Below are 20,919 nucleotides of genomic sequence, written 5' to 3'. Positions count from 1 at the left end.
AAAAAAGTCCCGCATTATAACGAGACTTTAATTTTTAATTTCTAATTTTTTAATTTTTAATTTCTAAAATATTTTAATCATTCATATTTATAGAATTAGGATTATTCAAATAATCTCTTGTAGTTTTCGCTATTACAGGCGAGAGTATTAAAAGCCCAATTAAATTTGGTATTGCCATTAAACCGTTTAATGTGTCTGCAATATTCCATACTAATTCAAGTTCGCTTACAGAACCAACGACTATTAATATAATAAAAATTATTTTAAATATTAACTCCGCTATTTTATTGTTTTTAGTTAAATATCCTAAACTTACAACTCCATAATGCGACCAACCTACGAGAGTCGTGAAAGCAAAAAGAAATAAAGAAACCGTTAATATAGTAGAGCCTATATAAAAATCGCTACCAGGCATAGACACTCTAAACGCTTCTGAAATTAAAGGCGCTCCTTTAAGATTAGTTTCATTTGCCAAGTTTAAATTTAAAAGCATTACTATTCCCGTTATTGAACATACTAAAAAAGTATCGACAAATACTTCAAATATTCCCCAAAGAGCTTGCTCAACGGGATTTTTATTATTAGAAGATGCATGAGCCATAGGCGCAGAACCCATGCCAGCTTCATTTGAAAAAATTCCTCTTGCAAAACCGTATCTCATTCCCATAGCTATAGTATAACCCATAAAACCAGCTCCGACTTGCTTAAAAGAAAAAGCCTCTGAAACTACGACTTTTAATATTCCAGGAATTTTCTCTAAATTAAGAAATATAATTATTATTCCGCATACTAAATAAAATAAACACATTAAAGGAACTAATTTTTCGGCGACAGCTCCTATTCTTTTAATGCCTCCAATTATTATAATTGCAACTATAATAGTAACCGCAATTCCCGTATATAAATTAGGGACTCCAAAATTTTGATTAACTACATTCGCCATAGCGTTAATTTGAGTTAAATTGCCTATTCCAAAACATGCCAAAGTCGCAAGAGCGGAAAATAAAGCGCCAAGCCAAGTAATATTCGCTCCTTTAGATAAATAATACATAGGTCCGCCAAAATGTTGTCCGTTAGAATCTTTTTCTCTAAATTTAACGGCTAATAAAACTTCAGAATATTTTGTAACCATTCCAAAAAAAGCTGCAAACCACATCCAAAATAAAGCCCCAGGTCCGCCCGAAATAATCGCCGTAGTAACTCCGACTATATTTCCCGTTCCTACAGTGCTTGCCAATGCAGTGCTTACCGCTTGAAAAGGAGTAATATTAATATCGTCCAAATGCTTTTTAAACATCGCGCCAAAAGTTCCTTTAACCCATAATTTTATATGAGTTATTTGAAAGAAACCAATTATTATAGTTAAGAAGATTCCCGTTCCAACTAATAATATTAACATTACAGGTCCCCATATAAAATTGTTGATAATGCCGTTAATTTTTTCTATCATTTCCATGATAAATCTCCTTAATAATTTATTTATATAAAATTAATCTTTATATACTCTTTTAACTCTCTCGCCAATATTTGTCAAAATCTCATACGAAATAGTTTCAGATTTTTTAGCCATATTTTCGGCGTTAAGTTCTTTATCGTTTCCAAATATTAAAACATCGTCTTCAATATTTATTTTGTCGTCAAATATTTCAATAATCATTAAATCCATGCATATTCTTCCGCGAACAGGATAATATTTATTTTTAATTTTTACATTCCAATTATTTGATAATTTTCTCGGAATTCCATCCGCATAACCGATTGGAATTAAAGCTATTTTTGTATCTTTGTCGGCTTTGAAAGTCATACCATAAGAAACCGACTCGCCTTTTTTTAGGCTTTTTATTAAAACTATTTTAGATTTAACTTCCATAACGGGTTTTATTTTTAAATTCGTTTCTATTTGCGGATAACCATATAAAATAATTCCCGCTCTAACCATATCAAAATAAGATTCTTTATAAGATAATATCGCTGCAGAGTTTGCGCTATGAATTATATTAAGTTTTATATTATTTTCTTTTAAGTTATTTACAACTTCGTTAAAAGTTATTATTTGTTTTTTTGTAAAATTTATAGATTCTTCGTCATTCATATCGGCGGATGCATAATGCGTGCTTATTCCTTCTAAAATTAAATTTTTATAAGATAAAACTTTTTTAGCCAAATTTAAAGCCTCTTCGGGTTTAGCGCCAATTCTATTTAATCCCGTATCTATTTTTATATATACATTTAATTTCAAAGAACCTTTAAATCTTTCCATATAATTATCATAATAAGGCAGAAAATCGGCATTGCTTATAGTCGGACTTAAATTATAATTACAAATTTCTTCAAACTCCGATTTGAAATGTTGAAATAAAACTATAATAGGAATTTTAACTCCGCTTTTTCTTATTTTTATACCTTCTTCGACTGTGGCGACTCCGATAGCGTCAACTTTGAATTTTTCAGAGGCTTTCGCTATTTCAATTATTCCATGCCCATAAGCGTTAGCTTTTAATATATTAAGAATTTTAGTTTTTTTAACAATAGAAGATATTATATTTATATTATTTTTCAAAACGGATAAATCAATTTCGGCGATAGTATAATTCGACATAGTTAAACCTTAATAAAATATTCAAATATATTATAATAATTTATAATTATTATCAATAGTAATTTAAATAAAAAAATCCCTATGCTCATAAAGAACATAGGGCTTCAAATCTTTATTTTGTTTTTTTAATTAATTTTAAAATTATTTAAGCTTCCCAATTACCAGAAGGTTTAATATTTAGTGTTAGCGTAGCTGTTTTTGCTTTTGCATCGTAAGTATAATTATCTCCGCCTGTTATTGTAGTATCAAATTCAAAACCACTTTTTGCAGTAAAGACTATAGTTGCTACTAAATCACTACCATTATTTGCTGCAGCACTACCGCTAAAATTTAAAGTTACAGAAACTGGAGTTAATGGAGTTTGAAATACGGTTGTTATAGTTTGCTTAACTTTTTGTAACCTTTTATCTTCAGTTGCTGCTTTTGTTATACTAGCTGTGCCATTTGCAGGGTCAGTCATTAATCCAAAATTTATAGCAGTTTTAGATGTATCTCCTAATTCTCCAAGCGCTTTAAGTGTGCTAGTTAAATCAGCATCGGTTATTTTTTGAATTGTAGGAGTAGTTGGCGTTTTTGTTCCGCCTTCGTCCTTACTGCAGCTAACTGTAAACAATGATATCGCTACTATCATTATTAATAAAGATTTGAAAATTGTTTTTGTGTTGTTCATGTTGAACTCCTTGTAATTAAATTTTTTATAATATGCGTTAAAGATAACGCTTATTAACGAAATTAGTTTATGAATAAAATATTGAATATATTTTAATAAATCGTTTGAAAAGGATATAGTTATCCCTAAAAATAATTTTTTATATAATATTAGTGAGTTGAGTTGAGTTGAGTTGAGTTGAGTTGAGTTGAGTTCTCAAAAGCGTATTTTATAATATTCATTTTAATCATATATTTAAATTATACAACATAAAAAAATATTTGTCAAGCGTTTTTTTTGTATTTTTTTAAATTTTTTAATCATTTTTTATAAAATATATCAATTTATACTACATTTAATACATATTTTAGGGTTTTTAAAAATATATAGTTTGCTATATAGTTGATTTTTTTAAAAAATTAAAAAATTTTATTGAAAAATTTTATTTAAAAATTATGATTTTAAACCTTTAAAAAACCCTTTAATAAAGAAAAATCCATAAACAAAATGAGAAAGAAATATTCCAATTATTTTGCAAAATCCTTTAATTAAAGAAAAAGAACTTATCCAACTTATAATTAAACAAATAAAATATAAAATATGCGGAATAAATAAAACAAATTTTATTATATTTATATTAAAAGCGGGAATTAAATTATTTATAAAAATTGGAAATTTGAAAATTAAAAGAATTGGCAAAAGAATCGTCCATAATAAAAATATTGAAGGAATAAAATATGATAATTCAAAAGAATTTCCGCCAAATTTTTTAACAAAATAACCTCTATGCCAAGCGTAGCCTTTAAGTTGTTTGAAATGTCCAAAAAATAAATCTCTTCTATGGTGATAAACTTGCATCTCGGGAGTATATAATATTTTTTCTTTATTCTTCATTATATTATTGCAAAGAATCGTATCTTCTCCAGGCCAATATTCGCTATTAAAACCGCCGACTTTATCGTAAAGTTTTTTTGTTATGATAAAATTGCAACTTGGAAAATCTCTAACATATTGAACTTTACATGGAATATATCTCGCTCTATGCTTTCCGCTCATTAAAGTAGAACTATAAATAAGTCCGCTAATTTGTTTTGAAAAATTATCTTTTGGCGAAGTTATAGCGGGTCCGCCTAACGCGTTTATATTTTTAGTTTCTAAAGCTCTTAAAGAATTTTTAAGCCAATCTTTTTCGGGATAAGTATCATCGTCTAAAAAAGCTAAAATCTCTCCTTTTGAAATTTCAACTCCTTTCGCTCTTTTTAATGCAGGCGGAATATCTCCCGTTTCAATTATTTTTATTCTTTTATCTTTAAAAATTTCTAAATCGATTTCTTCATTTGAAAAAGAATCTGGAAGTATAATAACTTCAAAATTTTTATAAGTTTGTTCAAGCAAATATTCCACTTCTTCTTTTATATAATCGTTTATTTTTTTTAAAGGAATTATTATACTTACAAGCGAGTTTAATTTTAATTCTTCAAATAAATCTTCATAGAATTTAACTATATTTAATCTATAAAAAATTGCCAAAGTGTCTATAAAAGTTTTCCAAAGAACGCTTAATTTTATAAAACCAAAATGTCTATTAGGATTAACTATAACGGGAGCGGATACTATTTTTTTACCGTTTGAATTGCAAGCGACTAAAACTTCCAAATCATAAGCGAAAGCTTTAACTAAAATTCTTGGAAAAATATTTATTATCGCTTCTCTTTTAAATAATTTTAATCCCGTTTGAGTGTCTTGTATTGGCAAATTAAAAAATATTTTAACGAACATAAAATATACGAAAGAAATAATTTTTCTTATATTAGAATAATTAACTATAGAATCTTTATGCCTTTTAGAACCGATTACAATATCGGCGTTTTCTTTATTCATTATTTCAAAAAAGTTTTCAAGTTGCGAAGGATTTATTTCCATATCGCCATCGCAGAATATAATATATTTTCCTTTTGCAATTTCGCATGCTCTTTTTAAAGCGTTTCCTTTTCCATGATTTTCTTTTGAATATACGCCTATAATATTTTTATTTTCTTTGCATATTTTTTCTATAATTTTTTTTGAATTATCTTCGCTTCCATCGTCTGAAATTATTATTTCAAAATTTTCTATAAACGGAGAAATTTTTTCTATAAGAATATTAATATTTTTTTCTATATTTTTTTCTATATTATACACGGGAACTAATATAGAAACTAAATCGTTTATCTTCATAAAATATTTTTAATTAATTTATTATTTAAATATTATAATTCATAATCAAATAAATTTAAATAAAGAAATGCATTTTTTTACAAATAAACTTTATCTATTAATGAAAGAAAGTTAATAATATTCCAACAGAAATAGCGCCCGAAATTATTCCCGAAATATTTACAGCCATAGCATGCAAAAGTAGACAATTTGAAGAACTATTTTCTTGTCCGTAAATATGCGCGCCCCAAGCGGGAATAGGAAAAGCGCTTAATCCTGCAGAGCCTATAATTGGATTAACTTTTCCTCTTGTTAAAATATTCATTATCTTTGCAGTAAGAATTCCAATAACGGTGCTTAATATTAAAGAAAGCAAACCGAATAAAAATATAATAATCGTATTAAATGTTATAAAAGTTTCGGCGGTTGTCGAAGAACCTATTGCAATTCCTATAAACATTGTAAGAATTCCGTTTAAAGATTTTTGTAAATTAACGGAAAAATTTTTAATTATATCGGATTCTCTTAATATGCTTCCAAATAATAAAGCCGCAATTAAAGGAAAAGCGTTTGACAAAAATATTCCGCAAAATCCCATAGATATAACGGCGAATATAATTTTCTCTCCTCTTGAAACATGCCTTAAATAAGACATAGAAATTTTTCTTTCTTTAGAAGTTGTTAAAAATTTTGTCACGCCCATTTGTAAAATTGGCAATAATTCCATATACAAATAAGAAGCTATAACTATTGGCGCAAAATATCTTGTCTCGGCAATTAAAGAAGCCATATACATAGCTAAAGAACCGTCAGCCGCTCCTATAATTGAAGTCGCAGCCGCTATATTATCTCCCAAATTTAAATACTCGCCAAAAGAACTCATTATATAAAAAATTATAAATATTCCGATTTGAGAACTTGCTCCTATAAAGAAATTTTTTGGGTCCGCTAAAATAAGTCCCAAATCTATCATTGTTCCAACGGCAAAAAATACCAAAATAGAATAAACTCCCGAATCCGCTCCGCTAAATATAAATCCTAAAAAACCGTTTATAACTTCGGTTGTCATTTTAGGCAAAGGCATATTTGAAGCCAATATTGAAACGCCCATAGGAAGAAGAAGCAAAGGCTTTTTATTATAATAAATAGACATATATATTAAATAAGCGCCCAAAAGCATCATTATAATTTGAGCGAAAGACGGCGGATAAAATCCTGCAAATAAATTATTAAAATCTAAACCTAAAATTTTATTCATAAATGAGCCTTAAATTATTTGTAATATTATTTGATTTTCAACAACCGAAGAGCCTTTTTCGACATGAATCGATTTTACTTTTCCCGAAGCGGGCGAGACTAATTCGTTTTCCATTTTCATAGCTTCAAGTATCGCTAAAACTTGCCCTTCTGAAACCGTATCGCCAACAGAAACATTAAAAGATAAAATTGTCCCAGGCATTGGCGCTTTAATAGAGATTGCATTTTCGTCTATAGGAATAGAATCTTGCGGTTTATTTGAAATTTGTTTTTCATTATTATTATTTATATTTGTATTGCCCGTATTTACAAAAGTAGAAATAGTTTTTGAAGCTTGAACGCCTCCTAAAATTTCTCCGATTTCTTCGACTGAAACATCGTATAATTTTCCGTTTACCGTTATTTTATATTGTTTAATCATAATATCTCCTCTTGTTAATTTTATTTCTTAATTGTTATTAAATATTATCGCCTAATCTATCAATCATTCCCCAAATTGGCGTTTTAGATTCTCTTATAGATTTTATTACAAATTTATTGCCTCCCGCGTATGCGGATATTGAAGCCGTTATAACCGCGATAAGTTCCGTATCGTCAAGCAAATCTTCCTCTTTAGTTTTACTCTCTTCAATAGCTTTGCTTATTTCTTCTTCCGCTTTTACATTTCTGTTTTTAAATAATAAACCCAAAAATATTGCCAAAACATAAAAAATTAAAGCCGCAATAAAAACGGATATAATTCCAAATATTGTAATAGCGCCGCTATGTTCCATTTATTTTCTCCTTAAAAAATAAAATTCAAATAATTATTTTTTATTATAAAGGTATATTTCCATGCTTTCTTGGAAGTCTTTTTTCTCTCTTGCTTGCCAAAAGATGCAAAGCGTTTATTAAATAACTTCTTGTATATTCAGGCTCTATAATATCATCAACATAACCTCTAATTGCCGCTCTATAAGGATTTGCAAATTCTTTTTTATATTCTTCTATTTTAGCAGCTCTCAATTTTTTAGAATCTTCGGCGTTTTCTATCTCTTTTTTAAATATTATATTCGCAGCTCCCTCTGGTCCCATAACCGCAATTTCGGCTGTGGGCCATGCATAAACAATATCCGCTCCCAAATGTTTTGAACACATAGCTATATAAGCGCCGCCGTAAGATTTTCTTATTATTAAAGTAATTTTAGGCGCTGTCGCTTCAGAATAAGCGTATAAAAGTTTTGCGCCATGCCTTATTACTCCGTTATGTTCCTGCCCCACTCCCGGCAAATATCCTGCCGTGTCTACAAAAGTAATTATTGGAATATTAAAACTATCGCAGAATCTTATAAAACGAGCGGCTTTATCAGCGGCGTTAATATCTAAAACTCCCGCCATAACATTTGGTTGATTTGCTATTATTCCTACAGATTTTCCGTCAAAGCGCGCGAAACAAATAACTATATTTTTTGCAAATAAAGGTTGTAATTCAAAAAACTCTCCATTGTCGACTACGCTTTTAATAATATCTTTTATATCGTAAGGTTTATTAGGTTGGTCTGGAAGAATATTCGATAATTTGCTGTCGTTTCTGTTTGGAAAATCTCCCGTTTCTTCAAAAGGCGTATCTTCCAAATTATTTTGCGGAATATAAGAAAGAAGTTTTTTAACTCCTTCTAAAGTTTCTCTTTCGTCTTTAAATATTAAAGAAGCGACTCCCGATTTTTGACTATGAACTAAAGCTCCGCCCAATTCTTCAGAGTTTACTTGCTCGCCTGTAACCGCTTTAACTACTTGAGGTCCCGTTATAAACATATTTGAAGTTTTATCAGTCATAAGAATAAAATCCATTAAAGCTGGCGAGTAAACCGCTCCGCCCGCGCAAGGTCCCATAATAACGCATATTTGAGGAATAACTCCCGAAGCTTGAACATTTCTATAAAAAATATCTCCGTATCCTCTTAAAGCGTCAATTCCTTCTTGAATTCTCGCTCCGCCCGAATCGTTTATTCCAATGCATGGACAACCAAGTTTAATTGCCATATCTTGAGCTTTGCAAATTTTAGCCGCATGCATCTGCCCTAAAGAACCGCCTATAACCGTAAAATCTTGAGCGTAAATGCAAACTTGTCTTCCGTTAATTTTTCCGTATCCCGTTATAACGCCTTCGCCCGCGATTTTCATTTTTTCCATTCCAAAATCGGAACATCTATGCTCTACAAAAGCGTCAATTTCGCAAAAAGTATCTTTATCTAATAATTGTAAAATTCTTTCTCTTGCCGTTAATTTTCCTTTTGAATGTTGAGATTCTATTTTTTCTTTGCTTATGGACTCTATTTTTTCTCTTCTTTTTTTAAGTTCGTTAATTTTCTCTTGCATTTTTAAGTCCTCGTAATTTATATTTAATTTATAAAATTTCAATCATTGATAATAAAAACATATATTATTTATTATTTATTGCAATGATATTTTTTCATTTTTGTATATTTTAACAAATTAGTCGAATATTTAATAAAGCAACCAAAAAATTTATTCTTACTTTTTTCTTGTCATCAAAAAACATGAACTTTGACTTTCTTTTAAAATAATAATTAAAGAAATAATTTTTTATTAATAAAACAACCAAGATAAAATCACTTACTCAAAGAATTTATTAATAACTCTTCTATATCTTTAAGTTCTTTCTCTTTAGCATAATCCAAAGCGGTTTTTCCGTCATCGTCTTTTATCTTAATATCCGCTCCTCTATCTATAAGAATTTTAACTGTTTCGTATAATCCATTTTTAGGCAAATCATAAATAAAACCGACTAAAGTCTCAATTAAAGCCGTTCTGCCTAAATCGGTAGTCGCGTTAATATCAGCTTTATTGTCTAATAATATTTCTACAATTTCGTAATATCCTCTTATAGAAGCATACATTAAAGCCGTATAGCCGTCAGTATATTTATAAACGGAACATTTAGAATTAACATCCGCTCCGTTTTCTATCAAATATTTTACTATATATTTTTTGCCCGAATTAGCTGCTACTATTAAAGCCGTTTCGTCTCCTAATAAACCTTTAGAATTTATATCCGCTCCGTTTCCTATAAATAATTTCACCATTTCAAGATTACCGTTTACGCAAGCCGTCATTAAAGTAAAAATTTTATATTTCTCAAAAGAATCTCTTGTAAAATAAGAATTTTCATTTACATTTGCTCCATTATCAACAAGAAGTTTAACCATTTTATAATCGTTACTTTCTGCGGCAATTTCTAAAGCCGTCAATTTTAAATATTGTTCCGAAGGAAGCGATTTAATTTCGTATTTAATATTAACATTGGCGTTATTTTCTATTAAAAGTTTGCTTATTTCATAATTTGTTTTTTGAACCGATTTAATTAAAGCCGTGTATTTTTCCGTATTTGTAATGTTATTAAGTTCAAAGATATTTGAAATTTCATGTATTTTATTAATATCAATTTTTCCTTCTTTCAAAATTGATTTAACGGTTTTAATATCGTTATTTTCTATCGCTTTTATAATTTTTTTATCGTCATTTAAACCGTCATAATTAAATTTTTCCGAACATGCGATTATTCCAAAAATCAAAATAATTATAAATAATAATTTTTTATTCATTATTAAACTCTCTTAAGAAACTGAAAAAACGGCAAGCGCTTTTGTATAACCGCTTCCAAATCCGCATAAAGCGACTTTGCTATTATTTTTTATACTTCCGTCTTCTAAAGCCATAGAAAATGCAACTCCCGAAGTCGCGCTTAAAGAAGAATTTGAATTTTCCATTTTAGAATATATTTTATTTTTATCAACCGATAAATTATTTGCAAAATTATCAAAAGATTCTTTATTGAAATACGAAGGAATATAATAATCTATTTCTATATTATTTTTTGATAAAGTTTCTTTTACATATAAAGCGGATTTTTTAGCTTCTTCTTCAAATATTTTATTATCTTTAATATATATAAAATGCTCTTTATTTATAATTCCTTCTCTTGTATAAGGTTTAACGGCTCCGCCCATAGGAATATAGCAATTTTCTAAAGCCGAACCGTCCGTAGTAGAATCGATAAAATCTATTTGAATATTTGATTTCTCGCTCGTAATTAAAGCGGCAACGCTAGCATCGTTAAATCTATCTTTATCATCGCATATATAAAAAGATTCTGAAGAAACTGCCAATACATTTTTATATCTTTTGCTTTCTACAAACGAATAAGCTAATCTTAAAGCGGTTATAAATCCCGTAAAATCGCTTTCTATATCGTAGCAAAATGCATTTTTAGCGTTTATTTTTCCTCCAAGCATGCAAGACGCCGAAGGATAAACATAATCTTTAGTTATAGTCGCGCATATTATTCCGTCTATATCGAGAGCGTCCATGCCTTTAATAACTTCTTTAACGGGCTCTAATACCAAATCGGAAGCGGGCATTTTAGTTTTTTCGTTTTTATACAAGCCTTTGCAAGATTTTATATAAACCATATAAATTACCTTTATTTAAATTTATTAAAAAATTCTTCTCTTTACTCCAGAATCATAAAGTTCTTTCGCTATTTTTTCATTAATTTTTGCATCTAAAAAATTATACATATTCAAAACGGCATTTTTAATTCCGTTTCCTCCTGTTTTTCCATGTCCGACAAAAGCTCCGCCGTTTAATCCTAAAAGTATAGCCGAACCTACAGAATCGGAACTCATTTGATTTCTTAAACTATTAAAAACGGGTTTCATCATAAGTCCGCCCATAATACTAATTGGATTTTTTTTAATTTCGGTTTTAAGCAAATTAACCATAAGAGAAGCCGTGCCTTCCATAGTTTTTAATACGATATTTCCGTTAAATCCGTCCGCAATTACGACATCGGCTAAATCGCTTTTTAACATATCGTTAGGCTCAACATTTCCAACGAAATTAATTTTTTTCAATTTTTCAAGTCTTTCAAAAAACTTTTTTGTTTCCGCGTTTCCTTTGCTATTTTCTTCGCCAATATTTAAAAGCCCGACTCTTGGATTGTCAATTTTCAAAAATCTTTTAGCGAAAACTCTTCCCATAACGGCAAATTGTGCGATATAATCGGGCGTGCAATCTACATTTGCGCCCATATCCATCATGCAAAATTCTCCGCTTATTTTAGGAAGCGTTGAAACCAAAGGAGGACGCATAACGCCTTTAAGTCTTCCTATTTCCGTTAATGCCGCAGCTAAAGTAGCACCCGTATTTCCAGGCGAGAAAAAACCATCCGCTTCTTTATTTGAAACTAATCGAGCGGCAATAAGAACTGAAGCGGATTTTTTATGTTTTATTCCCGATGCTGGACTTTCGTTCATATCTATAATTTGATTAGTATGTTTTATATCGATTCGATTTCTATCGTATTTTAATTTTGATAAAGCTCTTAAAATACTTTTTTCTTTTCCTACTAATATTAAATTAACATCGTCATTTAAAAATAAAGACTTTATAGCGCCGCCTACCAATTCTTCGGTAGGTTTTTCGCCGCTTGCCACATCTATAGCTAAATTCATTAAAACTCCCGAATATTAACCTTCGTTTTGAGATTTAGGCGCTTTTATAACTCTATCTTTATAAAAACCGCATTCTGGACAAATTCTATGAGGCATTCTTTCCGCTCCGCATTGAGGACATATAGACAAAGAGCCTAAAAATCTTTTTTCATTAACCGCTTTTCTCGACCTTGTTTTTGATTTCGATTTTCTATGTTTTGGAACTGCCATTTATTAACTCCTTAATAATTTAAATAATATTCATTAAAAAATAATTATTTATAATGATACTATAATAAGTCTTATTTGTCAATAATAATTTATTATAAGACAGGGGCAATTATTCTGCAAGCGGAATTTCTTAATCTAACAAGAACAGGCTGTTTTGAATATTCTTCCAATGTTATTTTATGAGAGTTTAAAATATCTTCTTTAAATATCGCTTCAAATTTTTTTGAAATTTCCGAATCGTAAATAACGGCGTTCATTTCATAATGCAAATAAAAACTTCTAACATCCATATTACAAGTTCCGCATGAAACTATACTTCCGTCTATAGCGCAAAATTTACTATGCAAGAAACCTTTTTTATATAAATAAATATTAACTCCCGCTTTAAGCAGAGTTTCAAAATAAGTTTGAGCTACCCACCAAGCTAATAATTTATCAGGATTTCCCGTTATCATTAAATTAACATTAACTCCCGATAAAGACGCGTTTTCTAAAATCTGTAAAAATCCATCGTCTGGAACAAAATAAGGACTTTCTATATAAACGCTTTCTTTTGCTTCTTCTATCATTTTAGAATAAACTTTTTGAATAGTATCCCATTTTGAATCTGGACCTGAAGAAAGAATTTGAACGGGTAAATATTTTTCGGTTATCGATTGAGGAAATAAATTTTTCATTTCATTTAAATATTTATCGTCAAGTTTATTTTCTAAAACATAATCTAAATCTTTTCCTCCCGCGTTATGCCAATCGCAAATAAAAATATTTTGAATTAAATTGCAAGAATCTCCCGCAATTCTTAAATGAACATCGCGCCAAGAAGAAAATCTTTTTCCGCCGTCAATATATTCCTGCCCTAAATTCATGCCTCCCATATACGAAACCACTCCATCAACGACTACGATTTTTCTATGATTTCTATAATTAACAAATCTCGTCCAAAATATTGAAAAAGGGTCATGATAATATAAAAACTTTATTTTGTTTCTTTTAAGTTCTCTTCTATATTTTCTACTTATTCTTAACATTGAGCCGACTCCGTCAAATATTAATCTGACTTCGACTCCTTCTTTCGCTTTCTTTATTAGAATATCTTTTATTTTTTTTCCTAGTTTATCGCTTCTCCAAATAAAATATTCCATGTGTATTGTTTTTTCGGCTAATTTTAAATCATTAATTATATTATTAAAAAGCTCTTCGCCGTTATCGAATATAGAAATTTCATTTTGAACGGTTATAGGAGAGTATCCGCTTTTTATTGCAAGTTTAACTAGATTTTCATTTTTACCGTAAAGTCCTTCCATACTATTCATTATTTTTATTTGCTCTTCAAGCAATGGGGAAAAATGACGCTTTAGCAAATCTTCGGGCAATTTTGCAGAAAGTTTCTTTTTAGACTTTTTCCAATTCATTCCTAAAAAAATATAAAATATAGCGCCGATATAAGGCAGAAAAACTAAAACCGTAAGCCAAGCTATAAAAGAATATGGAGGCTTATTTTCAAGAAGCATTTTTATTGCAATAAAAATTACATAAAAGAAAAATATTATAGTTAATATATAAAAAATCATCTCTCAACTCTTTAATAAAAATCAAACTAATAATATTATAATATACTAATAAAAAATAGAAATATAAAAATAAATCAATAATCAAAAACGTCTTCGTCTATTTCAATATAATTATTGCTATTATAACGATAAGAATTTTTTTCTTTAATATCTATCAAATGTTTTGGAATTTCAATTAAAAAAGCTGATGGAATTTGCTCGGCTATTCCCGTATTTACTCTTCTTCGTTTTGAATAAGTTAAATAAAGTTTATTTTTCGCTCTCGTTATTGCCACATAAAAAAGTCTTCTCTCTTCTTCAATTCCATTTTCATCTTCCAAAGCAAAATAATGAGGAAAAACGCTATGCTCCATTCCCGTCATAAATACGACTTCAAATTCCAAACCTTTAGCGTTATGAACAGTCATTAAAGTTATAGCGTCTATATTTTCTTTATTTGAAGCGTCTCTATAAAGAGATATCTCTTCCAAAAATATATTTATAGAACCGTTATTTTCGTTATCTCTATAATCGTAATAAGCTCTAAAAAGTTCTTTAATATTATCGTTTGCCGTAGCCATTCTTATCTCGCCATCGCTTTTAAATATAGAAAAATAATCAATATCTTTCAAAAAATTAAAAAATATTTCTTCTATATTATTTCCGCCGTTTATCTCCGTATCTTCTTTTATTTTATTAGAGTAATTTTCTATAATTGATTTATAAGCCTTTATATTATTTAAAGCTTTTTTAGACAATGAAGACTCTTCAATATAATCAATCGCATCGTATAAACTTAATCCTCTTGAATTAGCGAAATCCTCAAAATTAGATAAACTTTTTTCTCCTATCGAACGCGGCGGAGTATTAATCGTCCTTCTAAAACTAAAATTATCTTTAAATCCCGTCATTAATCTTAAAAAAGCAAGCGAATCTTTTATTTCGATTCTTTCGTAAAAACCGACTCCGCCCAATATTTTATAATTAATAGAATGAGATAATAATTCTTTTTCGTAAACTCTCGATTGACTGTTTGTTCTAAATAAAATTACTATATCTTTAGCTTCAAATCCTAAATCAAAAAGCCTCTCTATTTCTTCGACTATTTCTTTAGCTTCGTCCAAATCAGAGTAGCAAATCCAATTTTCAATTTTGTATTTGCCGTCTTTATTTGAAAAAACATTTTTTTTATGTCTTTGAGAATTATTCTTTATTACGCTTAAAGCCGCTTCTACAATATCTCTTGGGCATCTGTAATTTTCTTCGAGTCTTATTATTCTTGTATTTGGAAAGTCGTTTTCAAAATTAAGAATATTTACAATCGTAGCTCCTCTAAAAGCGTATATGCTTTGGTCATCGTCTCCGACAACCGTTAAATCGTTTCCCGCGTCTTTAGTCAATAATTTTATGAGTTTGTATTGCTGCGGATTTGTATCTTGAAATTCATCGACTAAAATATATTTAAATCTTTCTCTATAATAATTTAAAATAGAATTTTCTTTTTCAAATAATTTTATCGTATATAATATAAGGTCGTCAAAATCCATTAAATTTTCTTTTAATTCGTATTCCAAATATTTATTATAAATATCTTCAAAAATATGTCTGTCATAAGTAATGCTATCTTCAAGTTCGTTTTTTATTGACGATATAAACTTTATTATTCCTTTCGGGGCTATTCTTTTAGGAACTTCGTTTTCTTTCATTAATTTTTTTATAATCGATAATTTATCGCCTTCGTCTAAAATTATAAAATCAGATTTATAGCCTATATAATGAGCGTTTTCTTTAAGTATTCTCAAACAAGCGGAGTGAAAAGTTTTAACAAACAATCTATAAGGTTTTATTTCGGGCAAAAGTTCGCAAACTCTATTTTTCATTTCGTTAGCGGCTTTATTTGTAAAAGTAACCGCCATTATTTTTTCGGGAGGAACTTCGCATTCTTTTATTAAATATGCAATTTTTCTCGTTATAACTAAAGTTTTTCCGCTTCCCGCTCCCGCAAGCAAAAGCAAAGAACTTCCGCGATGAAGTATCGCCTCTCTTTGAACTAAACTGACATTTTCAAGTATATCCATTTATAATATTTAATCCAATCTTAATTTTAAATAAATTATATTTTATATTTATTAATTGTAAAGATTGAATATAATAATAAATTAATTTAAGATTTACTCTAAATCTTCTCCGTTTGATTCTATAACTTTTTTATACCAATAAAAAGATTTTTTTCTGCTTCTTTTTAAAGTTCCGTTTCCAAAATCGTCTCTATCAACATATATAAAACCGTATCTTTTCGTCATCTCTCCCGTTCCCGCAGAAACTAAATCTATAGGTCCCCAAGTCGTAAACCCAAGCAAATCTACTCCGTCAATCTCAACGGCGTCTTTCATATTTTTTATATGTTCTCTCAAATAATCTATTCTATAATCGTCTTCTACATATCCGTTTTTATCAACTTTATCGTAAGCGCCCAATCCGTTTTCTACAATAAACATAGGCTTTTGATATCTGTCGTATATATCGTTTAAAGTTATTCTCAATCCCAAAGGGTCCACAGTCCAACCCCAATCGGTTTGTTTTAATTCGGGATTTTTTATATCTTTCATTATATTGTCTTTTTCATGTCCTTTTGCATGTTTTCCCATATCGGCGGCGGCGCATCTTGTGGAATAATAAGAAAAAGAAATAAAATCAACGGTATATTTTTTTAATAATTCCAAATCTTCTTTTTCAATTTTTATATTAAGATTTTCTCTTTCAAATTTTTTTAAAGCGTAGTTTGGATATTTTCCTCTCGCTTGAATATCTACAAAAAAATACATTTCGTCATTTTTCTGTTGAGCGGCTAAAACATCTTCAGGTTTTGAAGAATAAGGATAATAAATTCCTGCCGCAAGCATGCAACCGACTTTATTATTTTTATCGACTTCATGAGCTATTTTTGTAGCTATGGCGCTTGCTACCAATTCATGATGGCTCGCTTGATATTTAATTTCCTCTTCGCTTTCTCCTTCTTCAAAATATAATCCCGCTCCCATAAAAGGCGCATGCAATATCATATTTATTTCGTTAAATGTAAGCCAATATTCTACAAGTCCTTTATATCTATTAAAAATCGCATGACAAAGATTCTCGTAAAATTTTATAACTTTTCTGTTTTTCCATCCGCCATATTCTTTAATTAAATGCATCGGGCAGTCGAAATGAGTAATTGTAACCAAAGGTTTAATATTATATTTTAAGCATTCTTTAAAAACATCTTCGTAAAATTTTAAGCCTTCTTCGTTTGGTTTATCTTCGTCTCCTTTAGGAAATATTCTACTCCAAGCGATAGACATACGATAAACTTTAAAACCCATTTCTGCAAAAAGTTTAATATCCTCTTTGTAATGCGAATACATTTCTATAGCGTCTTTTGAAGGATAAAAATGTTCTTTATCAAAATCAAACATTTTCATTTTTCCCGTTATAACGGCTAATCTATCTTTTCCATAAGGAGCGACATCGACATTTGCCAAACCTCTTCCCCCTTTATCAAATCCGCCTTCGCATTGATTTGCCGCTGTAGCTCCGCCCCATAAAAAATCTTCTCTAAATGGCATAATTTAAAACCTCTATTTTATAATTTTACTTTATTTTAAAATAATAGGTTATTATAATAATAAAATCAAATAATTTTTTAAATTTATGCTATTTGATTTATTATAATAAACTATATAGAATTAATATATAAATTAAAAAATAAAATATAAAGAGGCATAAAAATTATGAAAAAGATTTTGTTATTATGTTCGGCAGGAATGTCGACAAGTATTCTCGTAAAAAAGATGAAAGAGTCCGCAGAAAAAAGAAATATAGAAGCGGAAATAGAGGCGGTAAGCACGGCAAGATTTTATGAATTACTTGATAGCTACGATATATTTTTGCTCGGTCCTCAAGTGAAATTTCAAAAAGCCGAATTTCAGGCAAAAGCTAAAGAAAAAAATAAACCTTTGGATGTTATCGACTTAAAAGACTACGGAATGATGAATGGCGAAAAAATATTAGATTTTGCTTTGAATCTAAAAGTAGAATAAAATAAATAATATTTTGAGGAATTGATTTTATGCGAGAGTTGGGAATTTCCGTTTATCCGTTTCATTCAAAAATGGAAGATAATAAATCCTATATAGATTTGGCTTCAAAATACGGTTTTACAAGATGTTTTATGTGCCTTCTTTCAGTTCAAGATTCTAAAGAAGATATAATAAAAGAATTTAGCGAGATTATAAATTATGCCAAAGACAGAGGAATAAAAACTACTTTGGATATTTCGCCAGCCGTATTTAAATATTTAAATATATCTTATGACGATTTAAGTTTTTTTTATAAATTAGGAGCTTGGGCTATAAGACTAGATTTAGGTTTTAGCGGCAACGAAGAAAGCTTAATGACTTATAACGATTACGATTTGAAAATAGAATTAAATATGAGCGCCGACAAACCTTATTTGGATACAATAATGAGCTATTTTCCAAATACAGACAATTTAATAGGATGTTATAATTTCTATCCTCATGCATATAGCGGATTTAATAGAGATTTATTTAAAAGTAGTATGAATCGTTTTAAAAAATATTCTATAAGTTCTTCGGCTTTCGTAAACGCTCAAGAAGGAACTTTTGGACCTTGGCAAGTAGATGACGGTATTTGCTCATTGGAAGAACATAGAAATATGCCTATAGAAATTCAAGCTATGGATTTATTTTCTTTAGGAGTTGATGCCGTATTTATTGCGAATTGTTATGCAAACGAAGATTCTTTTAAGAAGTTAAACGATTTGGATAAAAGATTAATAACTTTTAAAGCGAAGTTGATTAAAGATATTCCCGAAACGGAAAAGAAAATAATTCTTGAAGAATTGCATCAAAACAGACTTGACGCTTCAGAATATTTTATAAGGTCTTCAAATCCAAGAGATAAATATAGGGGAAAAGAATTTAATTTATTTAATGCCGTAGAAAATATAAAACGAGGAGACATACTTATCGATTCTTCAAAATATGGAAGTTATGCGGGCGAAATGCAAATAGCTTTGAAAGACATGAAAAATACGGGAAGAACAAATATCGTAGGGCATATATGCGAAGAATATTTATTTTTGCTAGATTATATTAAACCCGCTCAAAGATTTAAGATTAAAGAATAATTTTTAAGGATAAAATAAATATGAATGAAAATGACGAAAAATTTATGGAAGAAAATGTTTTTCCAATTATAGGGTTGGCTGGAGAGAGCAAATCTTTAGCATACGAAGCCTTAAGGCTTGCAAAAGAAAATAAATTTGAAGAAGCTTATAAAAAAATGGAAGAAGCGGATAAAATTATACTTCAGGCGCATGAATATCAAACTAATCTCATAACGAGAGAAGCGGACGGAGAAAAATTTAACATTACTATGCTATTTGTTCACGCGCAGGACCATTTAATGACGGCTATGAGCGAAAAAAATCTTATAAAAGAGATTATAGAGATATTGAAAAATAATTATGAAAATAAAAAATAAATTATTTTTATTTTATTAATATTAATTTTAATTTTTGGAGTAAAAAAATGAACGAAAAATTTACGGCTTTTATGGAAAACAAAATGATGCCAATAATGGCAAAGGCATCGGCAAACAGATACTTAAACGCGATTAAAGACGCTTTTTTATTGGCGACTCCTTTTATTATAATAGGTTCTTTCGTGTTGCTATTATTTAATCTTCCGATGCAGGATACTGAAAATTTTTTATATTTTAAGCCTTATGACGATTTTGCAAAAGCGTTTTCTGGCGATTATATACAAATTTTTAATGTAAGTATGGGAATAATGTCTATATTTGTGGCTTTTGGAGTAGGCTATTCGTTAGCAGGATATTATAATTCCGATAAAGTTACAAACGGATTATTATCTTTATACGCTTTTCTTTTAGTATCGGCAAAATCTTTGGCTGTAACTATTGTTGGAGCCGCTTCCGATTTATTATTTGTAGCGGAAGAAAGCAGAGTTGCAGTTTTGGATGCAAGATATATGGATGCAAAAGGTTTATTTGTCGCTATTATAGCTGGAATTTTATCGGTTGAAATATCAAGATTCTTGGTAAATAAAAAATTAACAATAAAATTGCCCGATTCAGTTCCTCCTGCAATATCTAAATCTTTTGAAATATTAATTCCCGTAGCGGTAATTTCAATATTGTTTCAAATCGTAAATGTAATAATACAAAAAAACATGTTGATTATGGTCCCAGATTTAATAATGAAAATATTAAAACCGTTGCTTAATTTATCGGACGGACTTTTTGCGATAATTATAATACTGCTTTTAATTCATATTTTATGGTTCTGCGGAATACATGGAGCAAATGTTCTTAATGTCGTAGTTCCCGCTATCGTATATACAAATTTGGCAATAAATCAAGAAGCTTTATCTATGGGACAAGCTCTACCTAAAGTATTCGCGGGAGAGTTTATGAATTGCTTTGTTTATATTGGAGGCGCTGGAGCTTCTTTAGGCTTATGTATAGGAATGTTAATGTCTAAAAACGCTCATTTAAAATCTATAGGAAAACTATCAATAGTTCCAGGATTCTTTAATATTAACGAACCTATAATGTTTGGAGTTCCAATTGTAATGAATCCAATTTTTGCAATACCTTTTATTTTAACGCCTATAATAAACGCTACGATAAGCTATACTTTTATGAAGTTAAATATAATAACAAGAATAGTGGCTTTAGTTCCTTGGACTACGCCGTCTATTATAGGCTCTTTTATTTCTACTAATTTAAACTTTTTAGCTCCGCTTCTTATAGTATGTTTAATTATTTTAGACTATATTATTTATAAACCATTTTTAAATATGTATATAAAAGAATTGGAAAAAGAAGAAACAAAATCTTAAAATAACTTTTATT

19 protein-coding genes are annotated in these 20,919 nt (G+C 29.3%); 4 read left to right on the top strand and 15 right to left on the bottom strand.

Going from position 1 to position 20,919, the window contains the following annotated elements; translation table 11 throughout:
• Window positions 1-73 precede the first annotated feature (73 nt).
• The 15 genes from EPJ79_RS07845 to EPJ79_RS07775 form a co-directional block, all read right to left on the bottom strand.
• Window positions 74-1,459, bottom strand: coding sequence for an alanine/glycine:cation symporter family protein (locus EPJ79_RS07845; protein WP_147739070.1), 1,386 nt, complete (start codon window positions 1,457-1,459; stop codon window positions 74-76).
• Window positions 1,460-1,489: 30 nt separating this feature from the next.
• Entirely contained in the window at window positions 1,490-2,599 is a 1,110-nt protein-coding gene (alr, locus tag EPJ79_RS07840) for an alanine racemase (protein WP_147739069.1), read from the bottom strand.
• Window positions 2,600-2,744: 145 nt separating this feature from the next.
• A complete protein-coding gene (locus EPJ79_RS07835) occupies window positions 2,745-3,269 on the bottom strand; it encodes a hypothetical protein (RefSeq protein ID WP_147739068.1) in 525 nt (174 codons plus the stop codon).
• Between the two features lie 432 nt (window positions 3,270-3,701).
• A complete protein-coding gene (locus tag EPJ79_RS07830) occupies window positions 3,702-5,465 on the bottom strand; it encodes a glycosyltransferase family 2 protein (RefSeq protein WP_147739067.1) in 1,764 nt (587 codons plus the stop codon).
• Window positions 5,466-5,562: 97 nt separating this feature from the next.
• Window positions 5,563-6,702, bottom strand: a complete 1,140-nt coding sequence (locus EPJ79_RS07825) for a sodium ion-translocating decarboxylase subunit beta (protein WP_147526789.1) — start codon at window positions 6,700-6,702, stop codon at window positions 5,563-5,565.
• 9 nt (window positions 6,703-6,711) lie between these two features.
• On the bottom strand, window positions 6,712-7,122 hold the full coding sequence (locus tag EPJ79_RS07820; RefSeq protein WP_147739066.1) for a biotin/lipoyl-containing protein: 411 nt from the start codon (window positions 7,120-7,122) through the stop codon (window positions 6,712-6,714).
• A 37-nt stretch (window positions 7,123-7,159) separates the two neighbouring features.
• Window positions 7,160-7,474 carry an OadG family protein gene (locus tag EPJ79_RS07815; RefSeq protein ID WP_147528743.1) on the bottom strand — a complete coding sequence of 105 codons (315 nt, stop codon included), beginning with the start codon at window positions 7,472-7,474 and terminating at the stop codon, window positions 7,160-7,162.
• A 43-nt stretch (window positions 7,475-7,517) separates the two neighbouring features.
• Window positions 7,518-9,059, bottom strand: coding sequence for an acyl-CoA carboxylase subunit beta (locus EPJ79_RS07810; RefSeq protein WP_147739065.1), 1,542 nt, complete (start codon window positions 9,057-9,059; stop codon window positions 7,518-7,520).
• A 254-nt stretch (window positions 9,060-9,313) separates the two neighbouring features.
• Complete coding sequence (locus EPJ79_RS07805) at window positions 9,314-10,306, bottom strand: ankyrin repeat domain-containing protein (protein WP_147739064.1); 993 nt, start codon at window positions 10,304-10,306, stop codon at window positions 9,314-9,316.
• Window positions 10,307-10,318: 12 nt separating this feature from the next.
• Complete coding sequence (locus EPJ79_RS07800; protein ID WP_147739063.1) at window positions 10,319-11,173, bottom strand: 3-oxoacyl-ACP synthase III family protein; 855 nt, start codon at window positions 11,171-11,173, stop codon at window positions 10,319-10,321.
• A 24-nt stretch (window positions 11,174-11,197) separates the two neighbouring features.
• A complete protein-coding gene (gene plsX / locus EPJ79_RS07795) occupies window positions 11,198-12,217 on the bottom strand; it encodes a phosphate acyltransferase PlsX (protein WP_147739062.1) in 1,020 nt (339 codons plus the stop codon).
• Between the two features lie 15 nt (window positions 12,218-12,232).
• Window positions 12,233-12,427, bottom strand: a complete 195-nt coding sequence (rpmF, locus tag EPJ79_RS07790) for a 50S ribosomal protein L32 (RefSeq protein ID WP_021958051.1) — start codon at window positions 12,425-12,427, stop codon at window positions 12,233-12,235.
• A 92-nt stretch (window positions 12,428-12,519) separates the two neighbouring features.
• Window positions 12,520-13,998: a cardiolipin synthase gene (gene cls, locus EPJ79_RS07785; protein ID WP_147739061.1), complete on the bottom strand. Its 1,479-nt coding sequence runs from the start codon at window positions 13,996-13,998 to the stop codon at window positions 12,520-12,522.
• Between the two features lie 74 nt (window positions 13,999-14,072).
• The gene (locus EPJ79_RS07780) at window positions 14,073-16,055 is read right to left on the bottom strand and encodes an ATP-dependent helicase (RefSeq protein ID WP_147739060.1); all 1,983 of its coding nucleotides are present in this window, start codon (window positions 16,053-16,055) and stop codon (window positions 14,073-14,075) included.
• A gap of 93 nt (window positions 16,056-16,148) precedes the next feature.
• Window positions 16,149-17,582, bottom strand: coding sequence for a 6-phospho-beta-glucosidase (locus tag EPJ79_RS07775; protein WP_147739059.1), 1,434 nt, complete (start codon window positions 17,580-17,582; stop codon window positions 16,149-16,151).
• 165 nt (window positions 17,583-17,747) lie between these two features.
• Between EPJ79_RS07775 and EPJ79_RS07770 the strand changes: the two genes are divergently transcribed.
• The 4 genes from EPJ79_RS07770 to EPJ79_RS07755 are packed head-to-tail and all read left to right on the top strand — an operon-like array spanning window position 17,748 to window position 20,906.
• Window positions 17,748-18,056 (top strand): PTS sugar transporter subunit IIB, encoded by a 309-nt coding sequence (locus EPJ79_RS07770; RefSeq protein WP_147739058.1) that lies wholly within the window; start codon window positions 17,748-17,750, stop codon window positions 18,054-18,056.
• A gap of 29 nt (window positions 18,057-18,085) precedes the next feature.
• Window positions 18,086-19,168, top strand: coding sequence for a DUF871 domain-containing protein (locus EPJ79_RS07765; RefSeq protein ID WP_147739057.1), 1,083 nt, complete (start codon window positions 18,086-18,088; stop codon window positions 19,166-19,168).
• A gap of 20 nt (window positions 19,169-19,188) precedes the next feature.
• Window positions 19,189-19,524, top strand: a complete 336-nt coding sequence (locus EPJ79_RS07760; RefSeq protein ID WP_147526127.1) for a PTS lactose/cellobiose transporter subunit IIA — start codon at window positions 19,189-19,191, stop codon at window positions 19,522-19,524.
• A gap of 47 nt (window positions 19,525-19,571) precedes the next feature.
• Complete coding sequence (locus EPJ79_RS07755; protein ID WP_147561372.1) at window positions 19,572-20,906, top strand: PTS sugar transporter subunit IIC; 1,335 nt, start codon at window positions 19,572-19,574, stop codon at window positions 20,904-20,906.
• Window positions 20,907-20,919: the final 13 nt, after the last annotated feature.

Source organism: Brachyspira aalborgi (assembly GCF_008016455.1).
GTDB lineage: Bacteria > Spirochaetota > Brachyspiria > Brachyspirales > Brachyspiraceae > Brachyspira > Brachyspira aalborgi.
Note: the sequence above shows the minus strand (reverse complement) of the source record. Positions and strands in the feature narration are given on the sequence as shown.

Bases quoted from the DNA above. Each gene is read 5' to 3' on its own strand.
- alr (WP_147739069.1), bottom strand. From the start codon at position 2,599: ATGTCGAATTATACTATCGCCGAAATTGATTTATCCGTTTTGAAAAAT.
- EPJ79_RS07835 (WP_147739068.1), bottom strand. From the start codon at position 3,269: ATGAACAACACAAAAACAATTTTCAAATCTTTATTAATAATGATAGTA.
- EPJ79_RS07830 (WP_147739067.1), bottom strand. From the start codon at position 5,465: ATGAAGATAAACGATTTAGTTTCTATATTAGTTCCCGTGTATAATATA.
- EPJ79_RS07825 (WP_147526789.1), bottom strand. From the start codon at position 6,702: ATGAATAAAATTTTAGGTTTAGATTTTAATAATTTATTTGCAGGATTT.
- EPJ79_RS07820 (WP_147739066.1), bottom strand. From the start codon at position 7,122: ATGATTAAACAATATAAAATAACGGTAAACGGAAAATTATACGATGTT.
- EPJ79_RS07815 (WP_147528743.1), bottom strand. From the start codon at position 7,474: ATGGAACATAGCGGCGCTATTACAATATTTGGAATTATATCCGTTTTT.
- EPJ79_RS07810 (WP_147739065.1), bottom strand. From the start codon at position 9,059: ATGCAAGAGAAAATTAACGAACTTAAAAAAAGAAGAGAAAAAATAGAG.
- EPJ79_RS07805 (WP_147739064.1), bottom strand. From the start codon at position 10,306: ATGAATAAAAAATTATTATTTATAATTATTTTGATTTTTGGAATAATC.
- EPJ79_RS07800 (WP_147739063.1), bottom strand. From the start codon at position 11,173: ATGGTTTATATAAAATCTTGCAAAGGCTTGTATAAAAACGAAAAAACT.
- plsX (WP_147739062.1), bottom strand. From the start codon at position 12,217: ATGAATTTAGCTATAGATGTGGCAAGCGGCGAAAAACCTACCGAAGAA.
- rpmF (WP_021958051.1), bottom strand. From the start codon at position 12,427: ATGGCAGTTCCAAAACATAGAAAATCGAAATCAAAAACAAGGTCGAGA.
- cls (WP_147739061.1), bottom strand. From the start codon at position 13,998: ATGATTTTTTATATATTAACTATAATATTTTTCTTTTATGTAATTTTT.
- EPJ79_RS07780 (WP_147739060.1), bottom strand. From the start codon at position 16,055: ATGGATATACTTGAAAATGTCAGTTTAGTTCAAAGAGAGGCGATACTT.
- EPJ79_RS07775 (WP_147739059.1), bottom strand. From the start codon at position 17,582: ATGCCATTTAGAGAAGATTTTTTATGGGGCGGAGCTACAGCGGCAAAT.
- EPJ79_RS07770 (WP_147739058.1), top strand. From the start codon at position 17,748: ATGAAAAAGATTTTGTTATTATGTTCGGCAGGAATGTCGACAAGTATT.
- EPJ79_RS07765 (WP_147739057.1), top strand. From the start codon at position 18,086: ATGCGAGAGTTGGGAATTTCCGTTTATCCGTTTCATTCAAAAATGGAA.
- EPJ79_RS07760 (WP_147526127.1), top strand. From the start codon at position 19,189: ATGAATGAAAATGACGAAAAATTTATGGAAGAAAATGTTTTTCCAATT.
- EPJ79_RS07755 (WP_147561372.1), top strand. From the start codon at position 19,572: ATGAACGAAAAATTTACGGCTTTTATGGAAAACAAAATGATGCCAATA.